At 34.7% G+C, this 26983-nt stretch carries 18 protein-coding genes and 1 tRNA gene; 8 read left to right on the top strand and 11 right to left on the bottom strand.

The features are described 5' to 3' along the window. Positions 1-324: 324 nt before the first annotated feature. Both F6K06_RS08320 and F6K06_RS08315 read left to right on the top strand, forming a co-directional pair. Entirely contained in the window at positions 325-813 is a 489-nt protein-coding gene (locus tag F6K06_RS08320; protein ID WP_287241229.1) for a GNAT family N-acetyltransferase, read from the top strand. Between the two features lie 91 nt (positions 814-904). Next, positions 905-2086: an FtsW/RodA/SpoVE family cell cycle protein gene (locus tag F6K06_RS08315; RefSeq protein WP_124154661.1), complete on the top strand. Its 1182-nt coding sequence runs from the start codon at positions 905-907 to the stop codon at positions 2084-2086. A 336-nt stretch (positions 2087-2422) separates the two neighbouring features. On the opposite strand, the gene F6K06_RS08310 is transcribed toward F6K06_RS08315, so the two are convergent. After that, the gene (locus F6K06_RS08310) at positions 2423-3079 is read right to left on the bottom strand and encodes a Crp/Fnr family transcriptional regulator (protein WP_287241228.1); all 657 of its coding nucleotides are present in this window, start codon (positions 3077-3079) and stop codon (positions 2423-2425) included. 444 nt (positions 3080-3523) lie between these two features. Beyond that, the gene (locus F6K06_RS08305; protein ID WP_124147076.1) at positions 3524-4540 is read right to left on the bottom strand and encodes a CHAD domain-containing protein; all 1017 of its coding nucleotides are present in this window, start codon (positions 4538-4540) and stop codon (positions 3524-3526) included. 1576 nt (positions 4541-6116) lie between these two features. On the opposite strand from F6K06_RS08305, the gene F6K06_RS08300 reads away from it, so the two are divergent. Both F6K06_RS08300 and speD read left to right on the top strand, forming a co-directional pair. After that, positions 6117-7172 (top strand): pentapeptide repeat-containing protein, encoded by a 1056-nt coding sequence (locus F6K06_RS08300; protein ID WP_124147075.1) that lies wholly within the window; start codon positions 6117-6119, stop codon positions 7170-7172. A 162-nt stretch (positions 7173-7334) separates the two neighbouring features. Then, complete coding sequence (gene speD, locus F6K06_RS08295; RefSeq protein ID WP_124147074.1) at positions 7335-7781, top strand: adenosylmethionine decarboxylase; 447 nt, start codon at positions 7335-7337, stop codon at positions 7779-7781. A gap of 512 nt (positions 7782-8293) precedes the next feature. Here the strand turns inward: speD and F6K06_RS08290 are convergent. After that, the gene (locus tag F6K06_RS08290) at positions 8294-8872 is read right to left on the bottom strand and encodes a hypothetical protein (RefSeq protein ID WP_124147073.1); all 579 of its coding nucleotides are present in this window, start codon (positions 8870-8872) and stop codon (positions 8294-8296) included. Positions 8873-9015: 143 nt separating this feature from the next. On the opposite strand from F6K06_RS08290, the gene queF reads away from it, so the two are divergent. Beyond that, positions 9016-9450, top strand: a complete 435-nt coding sequence (gene queF, locus F6K06_RS08285) for a preQ(1) synthase (RefSeq protein ID WP_124147072.1) — start codon at positions 9016-9018, stop codon at positions 9448-9450. Between the two features lie 811 nt (positions 9451-10261). Here the strand turns inward: queF and F6K06_RS08280 are convergent. From F6K06_RS08280 to F6K06_RS08270, 3 genes are all read right to left on the bottom strand, one after another. Continuing rightward, on the bottom strand, positions 10262-11788 hold the full coding sequence (locus tag F6K06_RS08280; RefSeq protein ID WP_240039160.1) for a hemolysin family protein: 1527 nt from the start codon (positions 11786-11788) through the stop codon (positions 10262-10264). Positions 11789-12293: 505 nt separating this feature from the next. Beyond that, the gene (locus tag F6K06_RS08275; RefSeq protein ID WP_205127523.1) at positions 12294-12452 is read right to left on the bottom strand and encodes a hypothetical protein; all 159 of its coding nucleotides are present in this window, start codon (positions 12450-12452) and stop codon (positions 12294-12296) included. Between the two features lie 505 nt (positions 12453-12957). Beyond that, positions 12958-13626 carry a hypothetical protein gene (locus F6K06_RS08270; RefSeq protein ID WP_124147071.1) on the bottom strand — a complete coding sequence of 223 codons (669 nt, stop codon included), beginning with the start codon at positions 13624-13626 and terminating at the stop codon, positions 12958-12960. A 186-nt stretch (positions 13627-13812) separates the two neighbouring features. Between F6K06_RS08270 and F6K06_RS08265 the strand changes: the two genes are divergently transcribed. Continuing rightward, positions 13813-13885: transfer RNA gene (locus F6K06_RS08265), tRNA-Ile, on the top strand. A gap of 194 nt (positions 13886-14079) precedes the next feature. Next, positions 14080-14262 (top strand): hypothetical protein, encoded by a 183-nt coding sequence (locus F6K06_RS08260; protein ID WP_287241225.1) that lies wholly within the window; start codon positions 14080-14082, stop codon positions 14260-14262. A gap of 1804 nt (positions 14263-16066) precedes the next feature. Here the strand turns inward: F6K06_RS08260 and F6K06_RS08255 are convergent. The 4 genes from F6K06_RS08255 to F6K06_RS08240 all read right to left on the bottom strand — a co-directional run bounded on the left by F6K06_RS08255 (position 16067) and on the right by F6K06_RS08240 (position 22315). After that, entirely contained in the window at positions 16067-16264 is a 198-nt protein-coding gene (locus F6K06_RS08255; protein WP_287241374.1) for a transposase family protein, read from the bottom strand. 458 nt (positions 16265-16722) lie between these two features. Beyond that, positions 16723-16773, bottom strand: a complete 51-nt coding sequence (locus F6K06_RS08250) for a hypothetical protein (RefSeq protein WP_287241372.1) — start codon at positions 16771-16773, stop codon at positions 16723-16725. 211 nt (positions 16774-16984) lie between these two features. Next, entirely contained in the window at positions 16985-17269 is a 285-nt protein-coding gene (locus F6K06_RS08245) for a transposase family protein (RefSeq protein WP_240039159.1), read from the bottom strand. 771 nt (positions 17270-18040) lie between these two features. Then, a complete protein-coding gene (locus tag F6K06_RS08240; RefSeq protein WP_287241223.1) occupies positions 18041-22315 on the bottom strand; it encodes a tetratricopeptide repeat protein in 4275 nt (1424 codons plus the stop codon). An 813-nt stretch (positions 22316-23128) separates the two neighbouring features. On the opposite strand from F6K06_RS08240, the gene surE reads away from it, so the two are divergent. Beyond that, complete coding sequence (gene surE / locus F6K06_RS08235; RefSeq protein WP_124147069.1) at positions 23129-23833, top strand: 5'/3'-nucleotidase SurE; 705 nt, start codon at positions 23129-23131, stop codon at positions 23831-23833. 809 nt (positions 23834-24642) lie between these two features. Here the strand turns inward: surE and F6K06_RS08230 are convergent. After that, positions 24643-26541 carry a penicillin-binding protein 2 gene (locus tag F6K06_RS08230; protein WP_287241221.1) on the bottom strand — a complete coding sequence of 633 codons (1899 nt, stop codon included), beginning with the start codon at positions 26539-26541 and terminating at the stop codon, positions 24643-24645. Positions 26542-26983: the final 442 nt, after the last annotated feature.

Here is a 26983-nt window from a genome sequence, read left to right as displayed (position 1 = left end):
ATTTTTTTCTTGCTCAATAGCCTTCCTATCTCTTCTTTCCTCTTCCCTCTTCCTTCTTCCTTACCTTTGCTATACAATACCGATGCTACCAGACATGATATTATTTGTTTGAAAATTAAAAATAAACAATGTGGTATTTGCTTATAGGAATTCTATTTCAATTGCAGGTAAACAAACCTTTGAATTTAGGCAACAGGTAACAGGGGTAAAAGTTTGAGAATTTTTATATATCCTTTGATTTTTGACAAATCATTTGAGATTGCTATAAAACCTTTAACCTACCACCTACCACCTAAAACCTTCTACCTAAAACCTTCTTAAATTATGAAAAAATATTATCGTGATTTTGTAATTAGAAATTGGCAACCAGATGACCGTCAAATAGTAGCAAATATTATCAGTTCTGTTCTGGCAGAATACGGTTTAAACTGGGAACCCAAAGATGCAGATCGAGATGTCTTACAAGTAGAAAAATTTTATCAAAATGTAGGAGGAGAATTTTGGGTAATAGAAAAACAAGAAAAAATATTAGGCACTGCCGCATATTATCCAATTTCACGAGGTAATAAAGCAGCCGAAATTAGAAAGATGTACTTATTGCCAGAAGTCAGAAATCAAGGTTTAGGAAAATTTTTATTAAAAGAATTAGAAAACAAAATTATAGAATGTAAATTTCAAGAAATTTGGATAGAAACAGCAACAGTATTGCAAGAAGCTGTTAAATTATATGAAAGTAGCGGTTATCACTTAACAACTGGTGTAGAAACCAAACGCTGCGATCGCATTTATCAAAAAATTCTAGACACAAAATAAACAGTAAATTAATTAAGATTGTCGCCTTAGATGAGAAAAATTTACCTACCACCTAACACCTAACACGCAACAAAAGCGTAACAAAAATTATATGGATTTACGTTATCTCATTCCCTTTTTCGACCCCAAAGTCCAAACATGGACTATAGAAGCTAGACTATTGCGATGGTTCACATTCCTTTGGTTATTTATCGGTTTAGTAGTATTGTTTTCCGCCTCCTATTCCAGTGGTGCAACAGAATATGGAGATGGTCTATACTTTTTTAAAAGGCAGTTAATATGGGCTTTAGTAGGAACGATGGGATTTAATATAATTGTTTATACCCGCTTATCTACTATGCTGCAAACTGCCAAAATAGGCATAATTTTAATACTCACTCTACTATTTCTCACCCTGGTACCAGGAATAGGAACTACAATTAATGGTGCAACTCGCTGGATATCTTTAGGCCCAGTAGTTATTCAACCATCTGAACTAATGAAACCTTTTTTGGTGCTGCAAGCAGCTAATTTGTATAGTAAATGGAATCGCTTGACTTGGTTAGTAAGGATAACTTGGTTATGTACTTTTTCTTTGATACTAGCATCTATCTTACTGCAACCAAACTTAAGTACCACTGCCTTATGTGGTATGATTTTATGGTTTATTGCCTTTGCAGCAGGACTACCTTACTTTTATCTAGGAGGTATTGCTTTAGGTGGATTTCTTTTAGCTACCATTAGCGTCAGCATTAATGATTATCAGAGGAGGCGAGTTCTTTCTTTTACAAATCCTTGGGCAGATTCAATGGGGGATGGCTATCAGTTAATTCAAAGTTTACTAGCAGTCGCTTCTGGAGATATTTGGGGCAGCGGTTTCGGTTTATCTCAGCAAAAGCTACATTTTCTTCCTATTCCATATAGTGACTTTATATTTTCTGTTTATGCTGAAGAGTTTGGTTTTGTGGGAGCCTTATTACTGTTAATATTATTAGCTATATACAGTATTATTGCTTTGAGAGTTGCCTTAAAAGCTACTAGAATGGCACATCAACTTGTAGCCATTGGAGTAATGATAGCTTTAGTAGGTCAGTCTTTCTTAAATATAGGTGTTGCGACTGGGATACTGCCAACTACAGGTTTACCATTGCCAATGTTTAGCTATGGCGGTAGTTCAATGATTGGTAGTTTGTCGCTAGCTGGATTATTAGTTAGAGTAGCTAGAGAAGAAAATCAGGCAGATGTTTTAATCTTGAAAGAACGTCGCTTACGAAGGCAACGCTATGTGCAATAGATATCTCCGGAAAAGAGGCAGTAGGCAGTAGGCAGTAGGCAGTAGGCAGTAGGGGGAAAGAATTGATAATTTCTGTGTGATAATTGATTTGATTTTTTATTATCATGCCTATGTCTAATAAATATCTTCAGAAAAGAGGAAAACCAGAACTGGGAAAATAGTGTATATCTAAAAATAGATTTTACTTTTGATTTGTGGAGGTTCCTAATATAGAACTACAAGAACTGCTTAGGACATTTTTTAATCCTAAAACCCTTTTACATTTTGCTATTCTCTGTTCCCTGTTCCCTATTCCCTATTCCCTAGCGCGTAGCGCTATAATTTATTAGACTAAGTTTAGTTATTATTGTTACTGACAAATCCAAATAAATCTGATGAGTATGCAAAAGCTTCATTTTTTAATATCAGATGACGATCTTTATCTTTACTGAGCCATCCTTGCTGTTGTAATTTTCCCAAAATTCTCGTGACAGTTACTCGCGTTGTACAAATTGCACCAGCAATATCTTGATGAGTCAAGCGAATACTCAACCGAGTACCATCAGTCACTGGCTGGCCAAATTCTTGCTTCAACAATAATAATAACTGATGGAGACGGTCTTCTACTCGTCTTTGTCCAACAATCGCTAACAAGGCCTCTGTTTGCCGAAATCGTCTTCCTAATTGAGGTAACAATTCTTGGGCTAATTTTGGGGAAGACTCTATCTCGATCATTGTGTACCACATTAGACAAACATCTGACAAAGCATTTGCCCGATAAGTCTGCAAGTGGGAAAAACAACTACCAAAGCACATAGAAGGTCCACCCCATCCGAGTAGACCTTCTTCGCCTATTGGATAAAGAGTACTGAGTCGCACTAAACCTTGACAAATTTGCCAGACACCTTGCGACATTAGAGGTATTGTTTCTCCTTTATTAAAAAAGTGTAGATGACGTTCAGAACTTGTATTGTAATTATTAGTTTCTATAGTTGCTCTAGAACTTTGAGCCATATTTATACATTCCAGTTTACATATACTGGTTTTATATACATAGTACTCAGACTATCCTCACAAAGTAAAGGTTAGGTAATTAAAAGATTAGTAATAGGTTAAACTTTTTTGATCATCATTCAATCCCACTCAGTAAGGCAGGATAAACAAGCATCATTTTTTTTTAGATGAGATAAATCTTCTTTATAGCAGAAGGAAGAAGGGGCTTAGTTATCTAGGAGAGGACCGAAAGAGCGAAAAATCTTTCATTGTCTGAGTTTTAAGCTTTTAATATGTCCTAAACTTTGCTTCGACTGCTATACATATTTTCTTTTCTGCTTTTTACTCAATCTTTACCTACTACCAATTTTGGATAAATAAACTTCTTGCAAAAGTAAAAATTAAATATTCACTTCTTTTTTTGTTTTTTATTTTACCTCTACAAGAAGTCTAATATACCAGAATTTATATCGCAGGTCGCAATAATTCAGAGCGGAAATTTTGTCTAACTTGAATATTAAGATATCGTCTTTGCAAAACCTGCCATTTTCGCCATGCTTGATGCCAATTTTGTTGGAGTTGCTTCTCTAAGGTAGGAAGAACTTTGTCAATTTTAGATTGCAAAACATTTTCCAGAAATTCTCTTAAAACAGCACCATCTTGAATATCACCCAGATATTCCTGAATTTCTTTCATATCTTTTAAATAAGCTTCATAAGTCTGACCATAAAATTCAGTAAACAAGCTCATCTGGTAACGAACCCGCTTTACTTCTTTACGCAGACTATGTAGATTTTCCTCATCTTTATCGCTAATACTTATAAAAGAAACATCATTATTTATTTTGACAACTTGATGCTTGGAATTAGTTCTTTGTAGTAAAAAATCCTGATTATCACTTGTTTCTAAATCCTCTGTTTCAATACCAACCAACCAGCCAGGATGAAGCAGTAATTGACTAACTTCAGGTAATAATAAATCTGGTAATACCTCTTGAATAGGCAGGCGAGAAATATCTGTATAAATTGGCTTATCCAACCATTCCTGTAATTTCTGCTTCAACATTAGATAATTCTTATTTCCAAGTATTCCTCGTACTTTTTTAAAAGCTTGACGACGTTGTTTTCGTAATTGCTGCATAACCTTCTCTAACTCTGCCTGTTCTTGAGGAGGTAAATTTGGTTGATAGCGATTTTGAAGCGCTTCTAAAAGAACATCTAAATCTCTTAAACCCCCTAAACAACGAGCAATTTTACCAATTTTTTGATCTTGAGCTGCTTTTGGCAAAGTGACAACTGGCCTAAAACCTTGAGCAGCAGAGCGCAAGCGACGCATACCCACACGCATTTGATGTAGTTCCTCTGGGTCTTGATCTTTGAGTACCTCTGGTTCGTGTCTGAGGGTTTTCTGAAAATGCTTTTCAAAAGCTAAGGATGCCCAGTCTCCAAGACTATTTACTTTCGGCAATACTTGTGTTGTCATAGTTAATTGAAACCCTAACTCAACTTTTGCAGTCACGTCTACAATATTCTGAAAAACTTCTATAATAACACTTTTTGTGGATTTTTAACAAATTTTATTGTCTATTTGTTGCTGCCTCAACTCTTTTACAGCAATTTTCTACTTAAATAAGGTAGAGAGTTTTGGAGTTTTAAGTGAATAGAAAACAAGACAAGAATTAAGATTAAGATTAATATTAATATAACTTACGCAAAAATACTGTATGTAGTAAACAAAAACTATAGTAACACACTATATATAGCATTGATAACTGGGAAATGTGTAAGTCCCCATAGAGTCACATTCATTAACTATGACGTAAAGACGTTGTATATAAGGTATCTATATATTAGACTTGTCGCTTTATAACTTAAAAATTCCCCAAAAACCTTGTTCTGTAAGGATTGTAGCTATTGGATGGCAAAAATGCTGGGAATTATTGCTCTGTCTAGGTTAGAGTGATTTTTTCCCTTTATTTAGCGACAACTCTATTTATATTTGAAGAAGCAAGCTTTATAGAGGTTATTCAATTAGACTTGATATCAGGCATACTTTAAATTCTTAATTAGGGCTTGCTGATTAAATCTAAAAGCATTGACAGATAAAGATTTTAGCCTTTTTGGGGGCGAAAAAAGTACCTGGTTTTCAGCTCTTCACGCTCAAAAAGGAGCGTATTTTAGGCTCATAGTTGGGCAGAAAAATTTAGGGACAATTCTTACTCCTAACTTCCTCTAAATTTCCATTTCTCCTGTCTCCTGTCTCCTGTCTCCTGTCTCCTCCTCCATCAAAAAGACTTTATTCAGCAAACCCTAATTATTTTTACAATATCATAAAAAAAACTTTTTGTCAATTAAAATCTTTTAAGTATAAAGATTTCAGACTGAATCTAACAAAAATTTGTCTAATCGTCAATTGTCAGCTATCATTTTTACTAACGAAGCAGCCAATTTCAAAAAAATTAGGCACTGATGGATCAAATAGATATAAGCAATAAATGCAGTATAAGAACATCAGATACTCAAGGTTCAGCTTCAGACGAACCTGATAGCTTAATTATTGTGCAGCTTAATAATAACAATAACCTGCAATCTAGTTGTCCCACGAACTATCAGGGAGGTGACACTAGCTGAACAGACCCGCAGCCACACAAGGGTCTCTAGACTACAAGGATGCCAGCAAATAACTCCTGTAATTTGATCAATACAATCAATATAACAAATAGTAATTAGTCATGGAGTAAAGTTCTATTATCTAAGACTGATGAACCTATTCAAACTAGTGGTCTGTAAAATTAATTCTGTCCATAGCTTTTTTCTAATTCCCTCATTTTTAAGGGTAGTTAGGGGGGATAAAACCCGTCAATAATATTTTGACAGACCACTAGGACATCCCAGATAAGGGCTGCGCCGACAAACTTTGTTTAGCATTAACAAAAAATAATTTCTGTTGAAAGTTTAACCAAATATAGAATCCTTTAAACTTATAAACTTAATTTTTGGCAATTAAGAGGAAATCAAGCAAATAAACAAAAATCTAGATAAATTAACAGATTTATTTTATGAATGTCAGCGAGCTTTTAAGTGCAAATGAACTATTAATTAGACACTCAAAGGGAGAAAGAGATTTTCCAGGAGCTAACCTAGTTGCAGTGAATTTAGGTGCAGCTAACCTGAATCGAAGTAATTTAAGTAATGCTAGTTTCAAAAATTCTTACCTAGCTAAAACTAAACTAATTGGAGCTAATCTAGTTGGTGCAGATTTTAGTAATGCTAACCTCTCTGAAGCTAAGTTAATTGAAGCTAATTTGAGCGCTACGAGCTTTACTAAAACCACTCTTATTGAAGCTGACTTAAGTGGAGTAATTCTGAGTGGGGCTATTTTTTCAGAAGCAGATTTAACAGAAGCTATTCTGATTGGCACTAGCATGGTCGGAACTTGTTTACTGAATGGCTCAAAACTGATTGAAGCCAACCTAACAGGAGCTACCCTCAGTCGTGCTATTCTCAGTGGCGCAGACTTAACTAAGGCCACTTTGAATCGGGCAATTATGAGTGAGGTAGATCTAAGTGGCACTATATTAAATCAGGCAAGTCTAATTCGAGTTTATCTACAACGAGGAAATCTCAGTGGTGCAAAATTAATCAAGGCAGATTTAATAGAAGCAACTTTGGTAGAGGCCAACCTTTGCGCTGCTCACTTAATTGAGGCAGACTTACAAGGAGCAAACCTGAGCAATGCTAATCTAAGTGGAGCAAATTTGAGTGGGGTTAATCTACAAGGAGCAAATCTTAGCAATACTAATCTCAATGGTGTTAATCTTGAACAAGCAGACCTGCGAGCTGTTGACTTGAAAAAAGCTAACTTAAGAGGTGCTAACTTGAAAGCGGCCAATCTCTCAGGAGCAAATTTATTGGAAGCTGATTTGCGAGGTGCTAATTTACAGAAAGCTAATCTTTACGGTTCCGGTTTATTGCTAGTATCTCTCAAAGGTGCTGATTTAAAAGAAGCTTGCCTGTGTGGTGCTAACTTGATTGGGTCTAGTTTAAATCTTTCTGCTCTTGAGGACGTTTGCTTAAAAGAAGCAATTATGCCAAATGGTTCAACTCACAGATAGAGTTAAAATAGATATAGATTTAGATTTATGGAGCAAGTCTAGCTAAAAAGCTAAATTCTCCAAAAGTGGTTACATGAATTACTCATAATTCAAAAATACAAAAGTTTTGTGATAAACTAATAAATTTGAGACTTTAATCGGGTGGAGGTATAACCGCGTAGAATGAAACAATTGGGAACCCATCTAGTCGTTGATGCCTGGCAGTCCCCTGCAGAACTGCTCAACGATTCTGAACGTATCCGTTGCTCTTTAATTGATGCAATTACAGCAGGAGGAGCAACCCTCATAGATTTATGTGTTCATCAGTTTAGTCCTCATGGAGTTACTGCGACGGCAACACTAGCAGAGTCTCATATTGCCATCCATACATGGCCTGAGTTAGGTTACTTTGCTGCTGACTTATTCTTTTGTGGTCATGGAAATCCGCATAAAGCTGTAGAGATTCTAGAAACAGCTCTCCAAGCTAAACAAATAAAATTGACTGAGATAAAGCGCGGTTTTGACCCTGGGATGGGAGTCCAAGATACTTCTACAAAAGATCGTAATGTCAACAGTTTTACCGAAAAACAGGCTTTAAAGCCTCGCCGTTTCAGGGCGACTTTGTGTTAAGCTTGGATTAGTACCTGACCCTCTACTTCGTAGGCTAGAGAAATCATTTGGAGGCAAAGAGTACGAGAAGGTCAAAACTAAGAACCTGTGGTGGCGAAGGCACAGTCAAAACAGCTAGAGAAACTAACAAAGTACCAACCATTTAATCAAACTCTATTTCTGGTAAAATCATTATGGTCGGATATCCGAGAACTGAGGCTAACCACCTGAACGACTGAGGACAGTCCCGCTTCTGGTTAACTACTGCGCGAGTAGAGAGAGTTAAGCCGTCTGAATATCCAGTAATCCCTGACGAGTCTGGGAGAAATCAACTCCCTGAAGTAAGTAGAGTATGTCAAACAAACGAGTTTAGCAAGAGGATGAACAACCAATATAAATTAATAATAACTAAATTACATATATGCTTGGTTTGAGTTAACAACCCCACGACTAAAGCCGTGGGATTATAATAATGTGTTTGAGTCTGTAACTTCTTAGGTGAGTATTGGTTATTGCAGTAGCGAAGCGGAGCATTATCGCTGATTTAAAATTGGACGAACAACCCAATACCCAGCACCAAATGCAGCAATTACAATCAAACAAATAGCAACTACTAACCAAATTCCATTGAGGTCAGATACTTGTGTGGAATTAGAAGTTTTGCTGTAGCTACTTATATCTGGTTCTTCTGTATATAGATACTCTGGAAAATCTGGATCTGCTTTTTTAGAGTCGGTAAATGGTAGAGAAGGTGAGGAAGATGATGTTTCAGGAGAATCTACTTCAAAATCAGAATTAAAAGAGTTATCTCTAAAAGTATCTACCTTAAGTTCAGAGTTGGGAAAAGAAGACATTTGAGGTTGAGTTACTAGCACAGAAGAATTTATAATTTCTTGTAGCTGTGTCGCAGAGTGAATCACTTTTTCAAATTCTCTTCTGAGTTTTTGATTTTGCTGGATTAACTGTTCATTATGAACTTTGAGTGATTCTAGCTTAATTTGAGTTGCTTGTAGTTCAGCAGTAGCTTCTCTATATACAGAAATAGGTATAGATGGAGAGTAGTTATTTTCGGAATTATGTCCCATCTGACTAGATGCGCTAATATTTTGCATTATTTTACTACTATGATATTTTTCAATAATTATGGGGGATAATTAGTGAAATTAGAGCAATAAAATATAAATTAGTCAAGTCACGATTAAAGAAAAGCATTTACTTCTACAAATTGTATTTCCAAATTGTTTAATTAATATCTATGAATTATTCTGAAACTAACCATGAACTTTCTCAAGAGTTTAATATGCAAGAAGCTAAATATGGAGAGCGGAATATATTAGAAGGAGAGTTAATTACTTTTCCTAATCCCCGTGTTGGACGACGTTATGAAATTAACATTACTTTACCAGAATTTACTTGTAAATGCCCTTTTTCTGGTTATCCAGATTTTGCCACAATTGACGTAAAATATGTTCCAAATGAACGAGTGGTGGAATTGAAAGCACTGAAATTGTATATTAATAGTTATCGCGACCGTTATATTTCCCATGAAGAATCAGTGAATCAAATTTTAGATGATTTGGTAGCTGCTTGTGACCCTTTAGAAGTAAAAATTAAAGCTAATTTTTATCCACGAGGAAATGTTCATACTACTATTGAAGTCGAACATTATAAAGAAAATTTAGATAAGTAATTACAGGGTAAGTATTCAGCTAGCTTGCGGTCAGCTTTGCTAATTAAGTTTTAATAAAAATCTATTAAACCGATAGTTAGTTGAGCTTTTAATGATGAGCTAAACTTTTTTAGTGTGCCAATTTTTAATGATTTTGTAAATTGGCGATCGCTGTATATTTAATTAGGGTCTGCTGAAAAAATTAGTTGGTGGGGGTAGGACACGGCGGCGCGGAGATGGGAGGAACAGGCAAAGGTTTCGGCTATTTTATGTGAAGAAATTTTCTTGAATTTCAGCAGAAAATTTCAGTATTTTGAGGGAAATAAGAGCCAATAACTAGGAGATAAGCTGAATATACAAAGCTCCATTACCGTCAGCTATCCTGACTTTTAGCTTTATTGAGCAAGCCCTAATTAGTTCAAAAAAATGAGCAATTCTGGGTATATTTTCACGTCAAACTAGACAAAAAATGGCTTATAAATATAGCATATAATATTTTTGCAAGAGGTGTACTATATTATATGCAGAAAAAAGTAACAGACAACAAAAATGAGGATTAACTTGATATTTACCGAATAATTAAGGTTTAAAACCTCTCCTTTAAAGGAGAAAAAAGCCGTGAGTCTTCGGAGCTTCCCGTAGGGTGGGATGGCGATCTTCGGAGCGGGTCTGTAAGAACGGGTCTCGGAGCCATATCCATGAGACCAAGAGAAGAAAAAAATTTCTCTACCGCATCAATTTTCTTCTTTTCAAACAGAGGTAATTATTAATTATTAATTATTAATTATTGAACTCTCCTCTTAGAACCAGAAAACTTGCTATAATAAAGGTTTTAGTTCATATCTTGAGGGTCAGTTTCAGCCTGAAAAACTGAGCTATCAATTAGTTCATCTGATGTAGTTTGATTGACTTTTTCTCCTGCTTCATCTTCTAAAAACGCATTAACAATTTGCTCATTTTCTAACTCTTCTAATTGACTAATTTTAATTTGATCGAGACGTGGGCCTTCGGCAGAAATAATAGTAAATTCAAGATTTTCATACCATAACTTTTCTCCAGCAGTAGGTATTTTTTGTAACTGATAAATCAAAAATCCTCCCAAAGTTTGATAATCTTCAGTTAGAGGTAAATCTAAATTCAATAGTTCATTAACTTCTTCTACACTTAACTGTGCTTGCACAATAAAAGTCTTATCGTCTAACATTTGTAGAGTAAATTCTTCAGTACCAGTTACTTCATAACTATTACCGCCGATAATTTCAGCAATCAAATCCTCTCGCGTAATTAACCCAGCAGTACCACCAAATTCATCTACTACTATTACCATTTCTGGGTGCTGACGACTGTTTGGAATTTGACGCATTCTTTGCATCAATGATAATAACTCGCTCAAATACATTTGTCCAGATACAAACCTTACAGGACGAATCCAAGGTATAATTAAAGTTTGTGAGGATAATAAACCTTTTGCTAAAGGTTGAGCCAATTCTTTGAAATCTATAATACCCTGAATGTCGTCTATGGACTCACCAATGACAGGATAACGAGAATGACCAGATACCTTAATTTCATCTAACAAATTTTTAAAAGTAGCCGTACTAGAGATAGCATCTATATTAGTGCGTTGAACCATGACTTCTAAAGCTGATACTTCCCCAAATTCAAAGACATTACTAAGTAATTGTCGTTCTTCTGCTTCTAAACCAGTTGATTCAGTAGAAGTAGAGATAATTAATTGTAATTCTTCAGGGGTAACAGGTGTTTTCCAGACACTGCCAGTGTATTTAATTCCTATCAGTCGTAATAACCAACGAGTAGATTGATTTAATACCCAAATAAATGGATTAAAGAAGCGAGAGATAGCTAGACTCAAAGGACCAAATAATCTCGATAATTTTTCTGAATATAATAGTGCTACTGATTTTGGGCATAATTCTCCTAGGACAATTTGCAGGTAAGCCAAAATAAAAAAGGTGACAATTGGGATAGCTAGGGAGTGAGCGATCGCTTGAGTAACATGAATAGGTAGGGGTAGTTTAACTATTGCAGATCTAACAATTACTGCCATAGTTCCTTCAGCAATCCAACCTAAAGCTAAACTAGACAAAGTAATACCTAACTGAGTGGTTGAGAGTAGTCTGTCTATATTTTTTTGAAGTTGTTGAACAATTTTCGCTTGAACATCACCTGCATCGACTAATTGATTAATGCGGGATCTACGCACAGAAACTATAGAAAATTCTGCCACCACAAAAAAGGCATTGATGATAATTAGCAGAAAGACTGACAAAAGTCGCGACATTATCTCTGTCGATGTCAGGATTTCTAAGCTTGGCATTTCTCCCAAACTTATTGCCATTGATTCTGCCTCAGACCTCTGAAAATTTTCATGTTTAATATTTAACAATTTATAGTTTATAAGAATATAGTCACATAAGACATATCCTTCGGATCGCAGGTGTTATCCTGACGCTCGTGAACTACAACACCCTCGCTTCCCATGGTCAAAGACAAAAGAGAGCTACTTTTCTCATAATATTCAAAGAACCGTTCACATAACTCATTAATTAATCCTTTGCTGGCAGTGCGATTGCATTCCTCTTTTTATTCTTTTTCCAGAAAAGGTGACATGATTTTTCTGACCTTTCTTGTACACTGGAATCAAATCATTATCTATAAAACTTGCTTTTGAGGTGTAAGATTATTCTGTAATAATTACATCTATCCCTACCATCTTGGCTTTATAAGATAACATTTCTATTGGCTGATGGCTTGTTTTGTATAAACTACAATATTTCTTCCCGTTATTTTATTTTTATATCCCCGAAGACGAGGACGAGCATTAAACTTTGATGGCTTGGTGTTTATAAACTTCGTTCGCTGCTAAAAAACTCTTCGGTGTTTCGATCTATTATCATCAAGATTTGTTGAGATACTTTAGCTGGCATTGCTTGATAGTCTCCTTGAGATTGTAGCTTCTTTTGCAAGTCCAAATAGTGACGATAAATATTTTCAAATATCAAAGACTGATGAACTAAATAATTAGCATGAGTTTAAGATATTTTTCGACAAGAAACACGGTCGGTCAATTTCAGGATAAAACCGATGATTTTTTTGAATCATAAGTCTCTCAAATAATCTGATAAATCAAGGGGTTAAAATTATATTAGGAGCCGAGCATTTATTAATCTTTAATTATGGTGATTTAGCCAGGGATTCTCAGCTACCTGCCGATTATACCATTAAACATAAAGCCTTTGAGTTATTAAATTTTTCAAATATTTAGTAGCTAGTGAGTACAATTTCACGAAGATATTTGACATTGTTTGACTACATAAGACTATATTTATGTACAACGTTTATTATACCATTAAATCTTGGGCAACTTCATTAGATTTCTTTGCTCTTCAAAGTTAAAATTTAACTTTGCTTTCTCTGACGATCGATTAGAGATAAATAAATTAACTTATGTGATAGATAACTTTTTTTATCTAACTAACAACCTACTCAAAAAAATATCTAATCCACTTAATCTATTTTGATTCTAGACATTTTTAAATCTAAATTTTGACCAGGATAATCTGTCAGTTCCAAGGAAAGTTCTTTGGCATTATCTAATAATGCAACTGGAATCGTAATAATACCATAATATCTTCTACCATTGGGTGGTAATTCTCCTGGTAAATCTTCTGTACTTGCGCTGAGAGACCTTCCCTGGTCATCTGTAACATTCAAAAAACTGTACAGAAATCTTACAGCTCGGTCTCCTTCATTTTTTAAATTGACATCTAAAACTAGAGAATTACCCCATCGACGAACATCATTAACTTCTAGAGCTACTCCAGCGTCACTACTCACAATTGGAAAACTTTGCTGGGATTGATTTTCTTGAGAAGACTTTGCTTTGGCTTGTTTGTTCTGGGAGTCTTTTTTAGTAGTTTTTTCTTCAATTACTCCACCATTTCTGATAATATTTTTTACAGTGGTAATAATTTTTTCCTCTTCTAACAAGACTAATCCTTCTTTGCGATTTGAACTGTCTCTAGCACCTGCTAAATTATTAGTGGGACGAGTATCTGGTTGAGTAATTCCTTTTAAAGCTTCCCTTCCTAGCTTAAACCCCCAAGAAGCACTACCCAAACCTGCACCAAACATTAGGGTTAGTAAGCTTAGAGTTAGCACAATACTAGAATTCATAGTTTTTTTATTTCTTAGGCATAATATTGTTTTCTGTTATGATATACTATATTTTAGTATAAATTTAGAAATATTTATGTCCAAAAATTTAACTTAACTCCAGAAACTATGTTATGATATGTTAGGTTATCTAAGAAAAGTCCAAGCTAGCTTAATGTGACGATATAAAGGTAAACTTAGAAATAGGCGCCTTTGGCCGATTGGGGAGGCAGCGAGCTCATAATTCGCTTTCAGGCTGGTTCGATTCCAGCAGGGCGCATACAACTCTATCAAATTAATTCCTCGAAATATACTAAAATCTTTGCTGGTTAAAGGTTTTAGCATTTTATATCTTAAATGGAGCCAGAGGACTCCCGGTCTAATATCCGATTTACCGGGAAATAAATCGCGACCAAACAAAAAATAAGCACTCCATTCAGATAGAATTATCGGGACTGGTGGTGGTGCATAGTAATGGTAAAGGAAGCACCGGGAGTTTGGGGGGATGGGGGGATGGGGAGATGGGGAGTGTGGGAGATGAGGAGTGTGGGAGAAATTAAAAAATATGTATCCTACCATTACTATGCAGGACTATCTCGGGACTTAGGCAAATATAGATGGGCAGAGGCTTTTGCGTTAAAAAGACATAAATACTGAATTACTAAGGGTTCTAGCCATTTTTAAGGCATCGATGTAATTCCCTTGTCTAGACTGACTTTGACGCATTTTTCCTACTTGAAAATGCCTAAGTACTACTAACTTCTTTGTAAATCAGGAAAAAATCCATATCAGGACTTTGATATTTTTGACAGTGAAAATGGCTTCAAACTCAACAGTAGCAAAGAAAATACGTCAACAGGATAAAAATGGTTCTTTGGGTAGCATGACCCAGGAAAACCTAAGATATATCAAGAAATAGCCTATTTTAACGTTAAAGCATTACCCAGCAAGATTTTAAGGCTTTTTTTAAGGCGTTTTTTGCTAAAGTCCCGATATATAGCAGTCGAAGCAAAAGTTAGGAGACTAGACAGTGCAAAGTTCTGGGAATAACTATTGCTAGTCAAGGGTTTCACGGACTCAAGGTTAAAAATTCTCCATTCACAGAGCGTAGGTGCTGTAAACCTTTCCCAGTAACACTTTCAATCTTGAGAACCAACTGTTTTTTAGCAGAACTTTGTACTCTCCAGTTAAGACATATCAAAAGCTTAAAACTCAGACAACGCAAAATTTTTCCAACTTCTGTCCTTCCTTCTTTACTTCTGCTATGCAAGTATCAGCATTATTTATAATTACTATAATTATGACTTATTCAAACTTGTCCATGTCTTGAAGAAGTAGGTACAAATACTAAAATAATTAAAAATTATCAAAAATTCAATTAAACATTAGTTATTTAAAATAAAATTAGCAAAATTAGTTCAACATCCCTTTTTAAGGTGCAATTTAGGGCGAAAAAAGATGCAATCGCACCTCTATTTCCTACTCCTATATAAAAAGCTGAAAATCTTGATAGATAAACAATACAGCATTGATTGCTCAAAAGTAAAATTTAGTGTATTTTGGAATTAAGAATTTGGCTATGCCTAGAAGCTTAATAAAATGAATTGAGATAAATGGGATTGCAAAACAGAAATTGTAAATATAGGTAGAGTATATTAATGGCAATCAAGCTCAGAAAAAAATTGTCACATTCCAACTCCCTAAAAGGGCACAAAATTTATCATTCCTGAATAAGCTACAACGAATACTCAAACCCTTGAAATTCCAAGAAAACTATACTGGATAGTACGGTGACATTTTTATCCTTCCTGTTTGTTCAGCCAATCATAATCATCAGTAACCCAAAAGCATTTTTCGACTCCCTACTCCCTAACCGAAAATAATTTTGTAGTCTACTTAAATAGACATCTCCAAAAATCATCAGGCACTTGCTATAACTATCTTTACTGGAGCGATCGCCAGCTCCTCCAGAGCGTCATTTTTTACGCGTTTTACAGTATTATGCCAACTTGATAAATGTTTACTACAAATAGCTAGCATATTTCTTAGGAGTCAACCCACCCCTAACCCCTCCCAGGAGGGGAAGTCAGTCTGACTGAGTCAGAATGAATAGCTTTAATAGCAGTTTTTAAGTCTGAATTTATATTTTTAGCTCAAGAGACATCTCCTATAAAGTATTTTAATTGCCCTGATTATTCGTAACATTCTTTTTTTTAATGGTATTATAAACAGTCATTGTTAATTATTAAACATTTTTATCTAGTTTTTTATTACTATATTAGACATCTCCAAAAATACTCAAACGCCTATCCTAACTATCTTTAGTGGAGCGATAGCGTACGCTTAACCGGAGGTTATCGCCACTCATGAAGGTAGTTAATTTGTACAGTTTTATGGTTATCAGAGATACTTCGTGTTACTAATATAAATATTTATTGTACTTTTATTTATTATTTTAATCTCAATTTTTGATGACTTTTACTAATATAAATGAGTCAATCATTAGTCTGGCTAAACCACATATTGTTAAGATTACTTTTTGATAATTATTATCTTTTAATCTGCATCTTTCTCTAGGAACTCCAAATATTTTAATTAATCTTATTATATGTTCTACAAATATTCTATTTTTGGCTTTTTCTTGATTTTCTTCTTTGATTTATGGTGGCATTTCTTTTGTTCTTGGTTTCTTTTTTGGTGTAGTTGTTCTTTCTACTCCTTCATCAGCTTTATCTCCTTGAAATTTTTGTTTTTTATCAAACTCCCATTCGTTGTTTTCTGAATATATTTACATCATTTACTGGACCTTTTTATCCTACTATTACATCTACTATTTCTTTTCCTGTCTTGAGTGCTTCTTACATTCGCCGTGCGACGGCGAATTAAGCACTCGCTTTTGGTGTCGTTATTATTTGATTTTTAAAAGTATGATTTTTCTTTTTTCCTGAGTAATATTTTTCTTGGTCTTTATATCACTTGGTCTTTCTCTACTTTGTTCTATACTATCTACAATTAGTTCTAATTCTGTTAATATCTCCTTTACCAATTCCAATTCATTTTCTTTTTTTTTACTTGTTATAATCAGCTTGCTGGCAGTAATTCTCTGAGAATATCTATCTAGTAATGAAAAATATTATTAGCACTTGATTCACTTATACGAAAGTTGATTCCTAATGTTTGAAAACTTGGTATTTGATGTAAATAAAATCACGTTAAAATTATTTCTTCTTCCTGAGTTAAATTCTTTTTTCTTCCTCCATCTGCTGTAATTAATCTTTTTTCTGTTTTGGCGTTGGCGGAGCAAGTGCGGCAGCTACATCGCCTCTTTTTTTCTGATTCTATTATTTGGGCATTTTCTATTAATTTTATTAGCTGTTTGTCAGTAATAACAATAATTCTTTTTGTTGATGAGTGGATGGTTATAAATATATTCTAAAATTGGATTCATTTGGGATACTGCAGACATAAATGGTTTTGATGATTTTACCTGATTTTCTATTTTGGAGATATCTATTGCTCCTAGTAGCTGAAATGTTGGTACATGATGCAAATAATATAACGTCAAAATTATTTCTTCCCCCTTGCTTAAAGACTTTTTTCTTGCTCCTACTGCCTTGATTAATATTTTTTCTTGACTAGCGTTAGCGTTAGCGATGCGGAGCATTATCGCCTGTCTTTTTTTTATTCAACTTTTTGAGGATTTTCTATTAATTTTATTAGTTGTTTATCTGTAATACCAATAATTTTTTTTTGTTGATGAGTGGATGATTATAAATATATTCTAATACATTAGACTAATTGCCAAAAGTAATTATCTACTTAGGTAACACTTCAGTTATTAAGTAATTAAACTATCCTAATATTTTTTTTTGCTAATTTGAGCATATTTAATATGAATTATTATTATTTTTACTTCTCCCCCACTCCCCCACTCCCATACTCCCATACTCAAGAAAATGTAGAAAAGTTTTTGAGAAATGGTGTTATTTATTTGGGGACAGCGTATATATAATTGGTCACTACAATTTTACCTTAATTTTGATTTTGGAGATGTCTAATGAAAAGCGCTGTAAAAATACATGATATAAATCAACATTTTGCTTCCTTTTATCTGAGGATATATTTTGATGATCAAAATAGGCAATTATAGTAGTTTAACTTAAAAATGAGACGTTTTTTCGTCTGAAACTCTCTCATAGCAAGAAAGCTTTGTCTCAATCTAAAGTAAATGACTATAATTTTGTGTGTCTACTAAATGCCTGGGCAAAAACTTACAGCGCTTTTCACTGGAGTAGACCACAAGGTTAGTCATCTATTGTGGAATTCGCAGCCCTCGTTTCACCTACCACCTAACACCTAACACCTAACACCTACCACCTAACTTTTTAACTGTGGTTTACCCATCTAAAAACTGCCGTAGTTTCCATGCCGATGTCTATGGGTCGTGCTCATCTTTAATACTATCAATAGTCTTGATAATCTTTTCGTATTCTTGTCGCTTTCCTTGTTGTTGATAAATTTCTGCTGCTTTGTGTAAATCATCAAGAGCAGCTTGAAAGTTTCCTAATTTCATATATCCTTCACTACGAAAAGAATAAGCGTGACCTAGATTAGGATTAATATCTAAAGCACTGCTTTGATCCTTAACCGCTTGAGCATAGTCTTTTAACTTCATATAAATTAGCCCTCGGTTAATATAAGCGTCTATTTTTCTCGGATACAATTTTAATACTTCGTTATAGTCTAGAATAGCTTGCTGCAAATCTCCCATTTCACAGTGAATTAAGCCCAAATTATAGTAGGCTAAACCATAGTTGGGGTTGATTTTTAGCGCTGCTTGACAATCAGCGATCGCCTCAGAAAAGCTTCCTAATTTCAAACGAGCTAAACCTCGATTATTATAGGCAGGAACATAGTTGGGACGAATGCGAAGAGTCTCGCCAAACTCATCAATAGCTCCCTGAAAATCTCCTGTTTGAAAGCGAGCATTTCCGAGATTATTATGTGCTTCGGCATAGTTAGGATTAATTTGTAGAGCTGTTTCAAGGTCTTTCATTGCCCCTTTTATATCTCCTAATCTAAACTTGGTAAAGCCTCGGTTATTATGACCTTCGGCATAGTTAGGATTAATTTGTAGAGCTGTTTCAAAGTCTTTCATTGCCCCTTTTATATTTCCCATTCTCAGACGTACAATGCCAAGGTCGTTATAAGCTTGATGATATTGGGAGTTGAGATGTATGGCGGTCTGAAAGTCAGCAACCGCTCCGGGAAAATTTCCCAGACTTCGCTTAGTATTACCTCGATGATAAAAAGCTTCTGCATTTTTGGGTTGAAGTTGTACTGCACAGTTTAGGTCTTCTAGGGCGCCACGATGTTCTCCAAGATCGAAACGAACTATACCTCGTTTGATATAAGCATCTACATAGTTAGGATTAATTTGTATAACTTGGTTAAAATCTTCTAGGGAGCCATTGTTATCTCGCATCAAACGACGGACTACAGCTCGGTTGTAAATGGCTTCAGGATGTTTAGGATTAAGTTTAATTGCTTCGTTGAAGTCGGCGATCGCTCCTTTTATATCTTTCATGTCAAACTTAACAGCACCTCGTTGGGTATAAGCATCTACAACTTGAGGATTGAGTTTTAATAATGTGGTGAAGTCATCAATTGCACCTTGCCTATCTCCCAGGGAACGACGGGCAATACCTCGATTATAGTAAGCTTCTATTTTTGTGGGATTAAATTTTATTGCTCGATCATAATCTGCGATGGCTCCTTGTGGGTCTCCTGCTTTAAAATGAACTACTCCTAAGTTATGGTAAATTTGAGAGTCTTGAGGATTAAATTTCAGAGCTTGAGAAAAAAGATTTATGGCTTGATTTAATTTGCCTAATTCTGCATAAGTTGCCCCTAAATTATGATAATTTTGGAGGTCTTTTGGTTCAAGTTTTAATGCTTTGTGAAAATTTGCTATTGCTGCCTTTAAGTTTCCCAATTGAGCCATTGCAATACCTTTGTTTTTGTAACATTGATGATTATTTGGGTCTAGTATTATTGCTCGGTTATAGTTTTCTATAGCGCCAGTATTATCTCTTTTTTGTAGTTTAATTAGTCCTTGTTTATGTAGTTCGTTTACTCCTCGAAGGCGGCATTTTTTTGCTTTTTCTTCCATTCCTGCTATTTGATATTGAGTAATAGCTTTTTCCCATTGTTTTTTGTTTTCAAATTCTTTGGCTCTACACAATGCTGCTTTCTGAGGTATTTTGGCTAAGTCATATTCATAAGCAGCTTTAAGCCATTGTTTTTTCTCTTCAAATTCAATAGCTTGATATTCTGCTTTTTTTTCGGGAATATTCATCTTGCAGCGTTTAGAATTAGCAAAATTTTCGAGTTCTTCCCATTTTTTTGCTGCTGCTAACCATTTTAAGTTTACTTCCAAGTTGTAAGCTTCACAAATTTTTTGCCTCTGGTTTTCTCCAATTTTCACCCAACATTTTGCTGCTTCTTGCCATTTTTTTAATTTCTCAAATAGTAGTGCTGCTTCTTGCCATTCTCTTAACTCAACAAAAATTTTTGCTGCTTCATCATAAGCTTGTTTTTGAATTAATAATTTGGCTTGAGCTTGTTTTTCTAAAGTTAGATCGCCGGATTTAGTAAAGCATTCTTTTGCTTGTTGATAGAATCCTGCTTTTAAATAATATTCCCCTTGTTTATGCCATGTTTCTGAACTAGGATTTACGCGGTCGCTTCTTACTAATTCGGGAATTATTGACTGAAATAAACCTTGAAATTCTGGTTCTTGCCAGAGGGCACTAAGCTGTGATTCCCAAATATTTAATATTCTACTAGCGCGGGTAATTGCTACATAAAGTAAGTTTAATTCTAGTTGAAATGCTGGTTTTTCTTTTTCTTTTAGTAAGCCACCTCGTATGACTTTACCCCAAAGTTTTTTTGTGGGCTGAAAAAATTCTACGAGAAAAACGGTATCAAATTCTAATCCTTTTATTTCTTCAATTGTAAAAACAAAACTAGAATTTAGTTCAGCTCTAATTTTTTCTTTTTCTGATTCTTGTCTGACTAAAATAGCATCACCAGGATATAAAGATGTTTCTTTTAATGTTTTTATTAATGTTTGATCGTCTGCTGAAATTATCCTAGCTAATTGACCCTTACTACTGTTTGTAATAGAATAACTTCCTGTAGGTTCTGCTAAGTATCGAGAACGTAATTTTAGTAGTTGATTCGCTAAATTTACTAAGCTTCCTACACTACGAAAATTAAACTTTAAAGTTTGTCTATCTACTTTTCTGTGAGGATAAAATTTATGTTTTAGTTTTTCCCATTGAAAACCACTAGGACTAATCATCTGATAAGAGTCTCCAGCAAAAAATAAATTTCCATTGGGATTAACTAACTTAAATAATAACTCTAATTGTATTTCTGTTAAATCTTGTACCTCATCACAAACAATCAGATCGTATTTTTCACTATAATTATTTTCAATCAATCTCAACACTTTTCTGACTAAATCTATTTCATCATATAATTTTTCTTTTTGAAGTTTTTTTTGATACCATGTTGCAATTTTATAGATTTCTCTACGATGTCTTTCCTCCAGACAAGTCATACTATTTTTACTGATTTCTTCGTAAGCTTTTTCAGACAAAAGATATTCTGTTATAGATAGTTGTTTTCCTTTAATAGCACTTCTAATTTCTTCCCACACTAAAGACGTTGGATATTGTTTTTTTCGAGGATGTGCCTTGTACATTTCCGAAAAAACTTGATAGTTTACTTCATTTTGATGATGATATTCTTGATGATAAGTACTCAGAACTTCCAAACATAGTTTATGGAGATTTTTAAATTCAAAAATTGTTTGATTTATTTGATTACTTTCTGCTTTTTCTAATTCACTATCTGCAACTATTTTATAAAATTGTTCTTCTGCATTATTAACTAGCAAATGATTATAGGCTATATATAAACGTTTCCCTGAATTGTTATACTCTCTTTTTTGCAGCATTCTATATAATGCCACTGTGGTTTTGCCTGTACCAGCACTACCATTTAATAAAAGATTTCCTGAAAGTCTAGCAAGTTCATATTCTTCTGCTGTCAACTTTAAAGGTAAATCTGTATTTTGCTCAATAATTGCTTTTTGCCATTCCGTTTCTGACTCTAATACTCGCCACTGAATATTTCCTAGCAATTCATCATCTGTCAAATCTGAATTAAGTTCTAACTCTAGAGCTTCTACTATGTCAATCTTTGTTTTTTCTGCTGCTGAATATTGATTATTTCCATCTGCGTAATTATCTAAATTTTTAAAGTCGCTAGTTTCTAAAACCACTTCTATTTCTTCTGTTTCTAACCATTCTGAATCAGGACTTTTATTTCTCGCTTTAGCACGTCGTGATACATCATCATGGTCTACACAAATATCTTGAATTACCAGATAAACTTGCATTTTTCCTGTTTCTGGTTGCGATGACTTATTGTAGGTAAAAATTAAGCGACTAGCACTGTTAATTCTAGCTTCCCATACTCTTTTATTGATTCCCTTCAGCTTTTTAACCCGCAATCCACCATCAAATTTTTGCTGCTTCAGTTTTTTAATACATTCCCATACTTTTTTTTGTAAATTACTTTCCACATCTTTTCGGAGAAATTCAACTATATCAGGATGTAAAACAGCAGGCAGTAACATACATTGACTTTATTACTCTTTGATTTTTATAGTAATAAATAGTTTAACACAGTACTATTTTTCATGTAATCTACGAAAGTAGAAGAAGGAAGAAGCAAAAAGGAAGAAGGAAGAAGGAAGAAGCAAAAAGTGGATTGGGACTCAAACCCCAACCAATTGTTAACACCCTCAGACGGTGGGGTATTAAACCCAAAATCAAAAGATCAATTACTATCTCTATTTGTTCATTTTCTACTGAGCGGAGAAGAGTAAAATTCTAATCTTATAGCGATCGACTCAATAGACCTCTTTGGAAAAAAGGGAGTAGGGAGTAGAGAGTAGGGAGTAGGGGGAAAGAATTGATAATTTATACGGGATAATTGATTTGATTTTTTATTATTGGAGATGTTTAATAATCTCACAAATAATTGAACAATAAACAAAAAAAATAATCTGAAGTTCTTATCAGCTCAAGTTTTCAGACAATAAGTATTACTCAATAAATATTAGTTTTGACGATCGGATAAATGTATTAAATAGTACAGTAATATATATTTTTCTATGTTAAAGGCTGAAGAATTAAGAAAATGGTAAATAGCTAATTAGTCAAAGTGTTGGAATTCAATGAGCAAAGATAAGAAATTCAACTCAAAAATATCTTTAACTGGCAATGTTAAAATTATCAACTATAGCAATCCTAAATAAGTTGCGGGTAATCAAAAAGTAGATAAAAAAACTGAAACTCCCATCTGTTCCCTGTTCCCTAAAAGCGGTAAGATTTTTATACACAAATAAAATAGAATTGCTATAGCTAAACTCAAATTCTTAAAAAGTATGACCTTTATTCTCACCAACGATGATGGAATTAATGCTCCTGGCATTAAAGCACTTTGGGAAGCTGTCAATAATGTCAATTTACCTTTAGCATCTTCTAAAAAAAGTATAATTGTCGCTCCTCAAGAACAATTATCTGGCTGTGGACATCAAGTTACGACTCAAGAACCAATTAATATCCAAACTCTGTCTGAGGTTGAGTATGCGATCGCCGGTACACCAGCAGATTGTACTAGAATTGCCCTAACACACATCGACAATAATGTCAAATGGGTACTTTCAGGTATTAACTCAGGGGGTAACATGGGTGTAGATGTCTACATATCTGGTACAGTAGCAGCAGTAAGGGAAGCAGCATTTCACAGAATTCCAGGAATCGCCCTTTCTCAATATCGTCAAGGAAAAAAACCTGTGAATTGGGAAAGAGTAACTCGTTTAGCAGAAATAGTATTAGCAGATTTACTCAACCGCCCCCTTGAACCAGGAGCTTTTTGGAATGTAAACTTTCCTTATTTAGAACCCGAAGCACCAGATCCAAAAATGGTATTTTGCACACCATCAACCCAACCATTACCAGTAGCTTATCAAATGGAAGGAGAAGATTTTTATTATACCGGAAAATATGGAGAACGCGACCGCACTCCTGGTACGGATGTAGATGTTTGCTTTGCTGGTAATATTGCGATTACCAAGATTCAACTTTAATCAACTATTAAGCATTTATATTATGTCCGGTTGAATAGTTATAAATAACTAGAGAGAAGTCAGAAGTCAGTCCTCAGGAGTCAGTAGGGAAAAAGAAGGAAGGAGAAGAAATGAAGGGTAAATAAGAAAGAAGAAGAGGAGAAAATTTTTTCATCACTAATTATCCGGATATAATATTTATGGCTTGCTGATTAATTCTCAAAGGATTGATAGATAAAGGTAAGTGCCTTTTTAGAACAAAAAAAAGTGCAACAATATTTAAGCTGGAGCGACCAAAAAGTTAGCATTTTGAGCAGACAAGGGTAGAAAAATTCAAGGACAAAATATTCGACCACATCCTTTGTAATTTCCGTTTCTCCTGTCTCCTGTCTCCTGTCTCCTGACTCCTACCCTAACCCATAAGACTTCCATAAGCAAACCCTAGTTAGACTATATCTCCCAATTTTTGGAATAGGGAACAGTGGTGCGACCCAAGGGAGTAGGGGAGTAGGGGAGTAGGGGAGATGGAAGCATTTTTCTACCTTTTTGCGATTCTATTTTTGAATCTCCTGACTTCACCAGGACTTAGTTCTGACCGAAAAATCAGGAGGAAATGGAAACCACCAAAAAGAATTTAAGGCGTTGGTAAATTAGGGTATGATATCAGTCTTAATTACTTAGGAGTCAACCCACCCGCGCGCCCCTCCCAAGAGGGGGAAGACCGATTCAGGAGGGAAGAAAGAAAAAGAAATAAGGAATAGAAGGAGAAAGTTTTTTGTTTGCACTCTTATCCGAACAATATATCATACCTCTTTTCACCAACACCGAATTTAATTTTGACTTTGCACAGACCTGATATCAGAAGGAGGAATTTGCTCAATATTAATCAAAGACTTAATGACCGACTTAACAATAGGAGCTGCCACCTTTCCCCCACTACCCTTAATAGGTTCATCAATAACCGCCAAAACCACATAACGGGGAGACTCCATTGGTAAAATACCAACAAAACTCGTAATCTTAGCCTTCTTAGAATAACCCCCAGTCTCAGAAGCTTTTTGAGCCGTACCAGTTTTACCCGCAATTCGATATCCACGAATTTTGGCTCTTTTACCAGTACCACTTTCAACCACCCTTTCCATCATTGCCAATACTTTTGTCGTAGTGTCAGAAGAAAACACCTGTCTAGGACTTGGCAAAGACAACTGCCAATATGGTTGTCCTTTACTATCAAACAAACCACGCATCACATGAGGCGTCACTAACTTACCCCCATTTGCTAAAGCTGCATTAAGCTGTGCTAGTTGTAGAGGAGTAAGAGAAAATCCCTGACCAAAAGCAGTAGTAGCAGCTTCCACTGGTACCATTAAAAACTGGTTGCGCTCCTTTAAAATACTCGGTGCTTCAAAGGGAAGGTCTGCACCAGTAGTATCTCCTAATCCCAAGCGTTTAAGGCCATCATAGAAAACAGCTCGAGGCATTTGTTCAACAATTTTCACCATACCTACATTACTGGAGTGTTGAATAATCTCAGTCACAGTGCGTGCCCCACCGCTACCATCAGAGTTAAATATAGGCCAATTTCCGATAACTATTCTACCTGTATCGTAAAATACACTATCTCCCTCAATTGCTCCTACTTCTAAAGCTAAGGCCACATTTACTGGTTTAAAAGTAGAACCTGGCTCATAAACATCTGTTACAGCCCAATTTTTGAATAGTGTTACGTCATAGTTATAGTATTGATTGGGGTCATAAGAAGGTTCTGATACTAGAGAGAGTATAGAACCATCATTAGCGTCCATCACTATGACAGTACCTCGTTTGGCCTCATACTCTTCTAATTGTTCTTTTAGGATAGTTCGTGTTGCTCGTTGCAAGCGAGAGTCAATAGTTAGATGCAAAGAAAGGTCATCTAATTGTAGAAAACCTGTTGTTAGTCTGTCTGGAACAAGAACACCTTTGATTAAGCGCCGGAATTGGATTTTTGGTACAGAGCGCTCTAAGAGATTTTGTTGGCTATATTCAATCCCAGCTTGACCTATACTTTCTCCATCTACATATCCTACTACTTCAGCAGCTAGTTCTTTTTGAGGATAAACACGTTGTGGATGTTGAATTAATTCTAAGCCATCAACAAATAAATTAGTAATTTTATCCGTAGTTTCTTGAGGTATGAAGTCGGCAACTTTTATACCTGTCTCTCTTTCATTGAACATTTGGAGTAGGTCATTTGAAGTTAGGGTTTTATCCAAATTTGCTCCTTCTAAAATAGTTGATAATTGATAAGCAACTTCTTGTTTTGAACGATTAAAAATTTTGGGGTGAGCATAGAGGGTATAGGCTATTTTATCAATTGCTAAAGTATTGCCATTTCTATCAACTATTGGGCGTCTGGGAACGAAAGGAATTGATTCTTTAGTTTGCTGGTGTTTTGCTTGTTCTTGTAATGCTTTACCTCGCAACACTTGTAAATAGAATAGGTTAATTATTAATCCTAATAAGCCAAGTATTAAAAGTACCCAGACCTGGTAAAGTCTAGATTTTTGACATTTTTCTGGTTTTTGGCGAGAGGGCATTGATAATAATTTTTGATGAGTATTTTTGACAGAATATGTTTCACTTTGAGACTTTTGATTTTTGAGTTTAGAACTAGATTGTTCTGTTTGTTTGTTTTTGAAATACTTACGACGAAGTTGAGTATTTGAAGTATAGTTATAACCAGACATTTGAGTTATTTATTAATAATAATTAATCAGGAAAGAAGAAGCATTAATTTGTGGTTAAATCTCTAATTTAATGTAAGCAACTTTAAGAAGTGGGAGATTTAAACCCTTGCCTTCTTTAATTTTCTTCCTTTGAGTTAAATATTAACTAATTTAGTTGTTTGCTTGTTTGTGAAGCCATCAATGGTCAAAAAAATCTACAGATAGAGCGAAGAAGACTTATCCGTGGAGAAGACAAATGCTTTCAGTCTTCCAAGAATATTGATTAATTAATGGGGTAAAAGTATGGGTTCCACGAAACTTTTGATTTTCAAGTAATATTATGTCCGGTAATACCAATTATTAATACTAATGATCTGTTTAATTAGACTCTCAAACAAATGTCTATCACTAATACTAATACTCCGAAATGATGGATGATGTACTCCTACTTAGGAATAGAGTT

The organism is Okeania sp. SIO1H4 (genome assembly GCF_010672695.1).
GTDB lineage: Bacteria > Cyanobacteriota > Cyanobacteriia > Cyanobacteriales > Microcoleaceae > Okeania > Okeania hirsuta.
The sequence above is the reverse complement of the archived record's forward strand: the minus strand, read 5'-3'. Positions and strand labels throughout refer to the sequence as shown.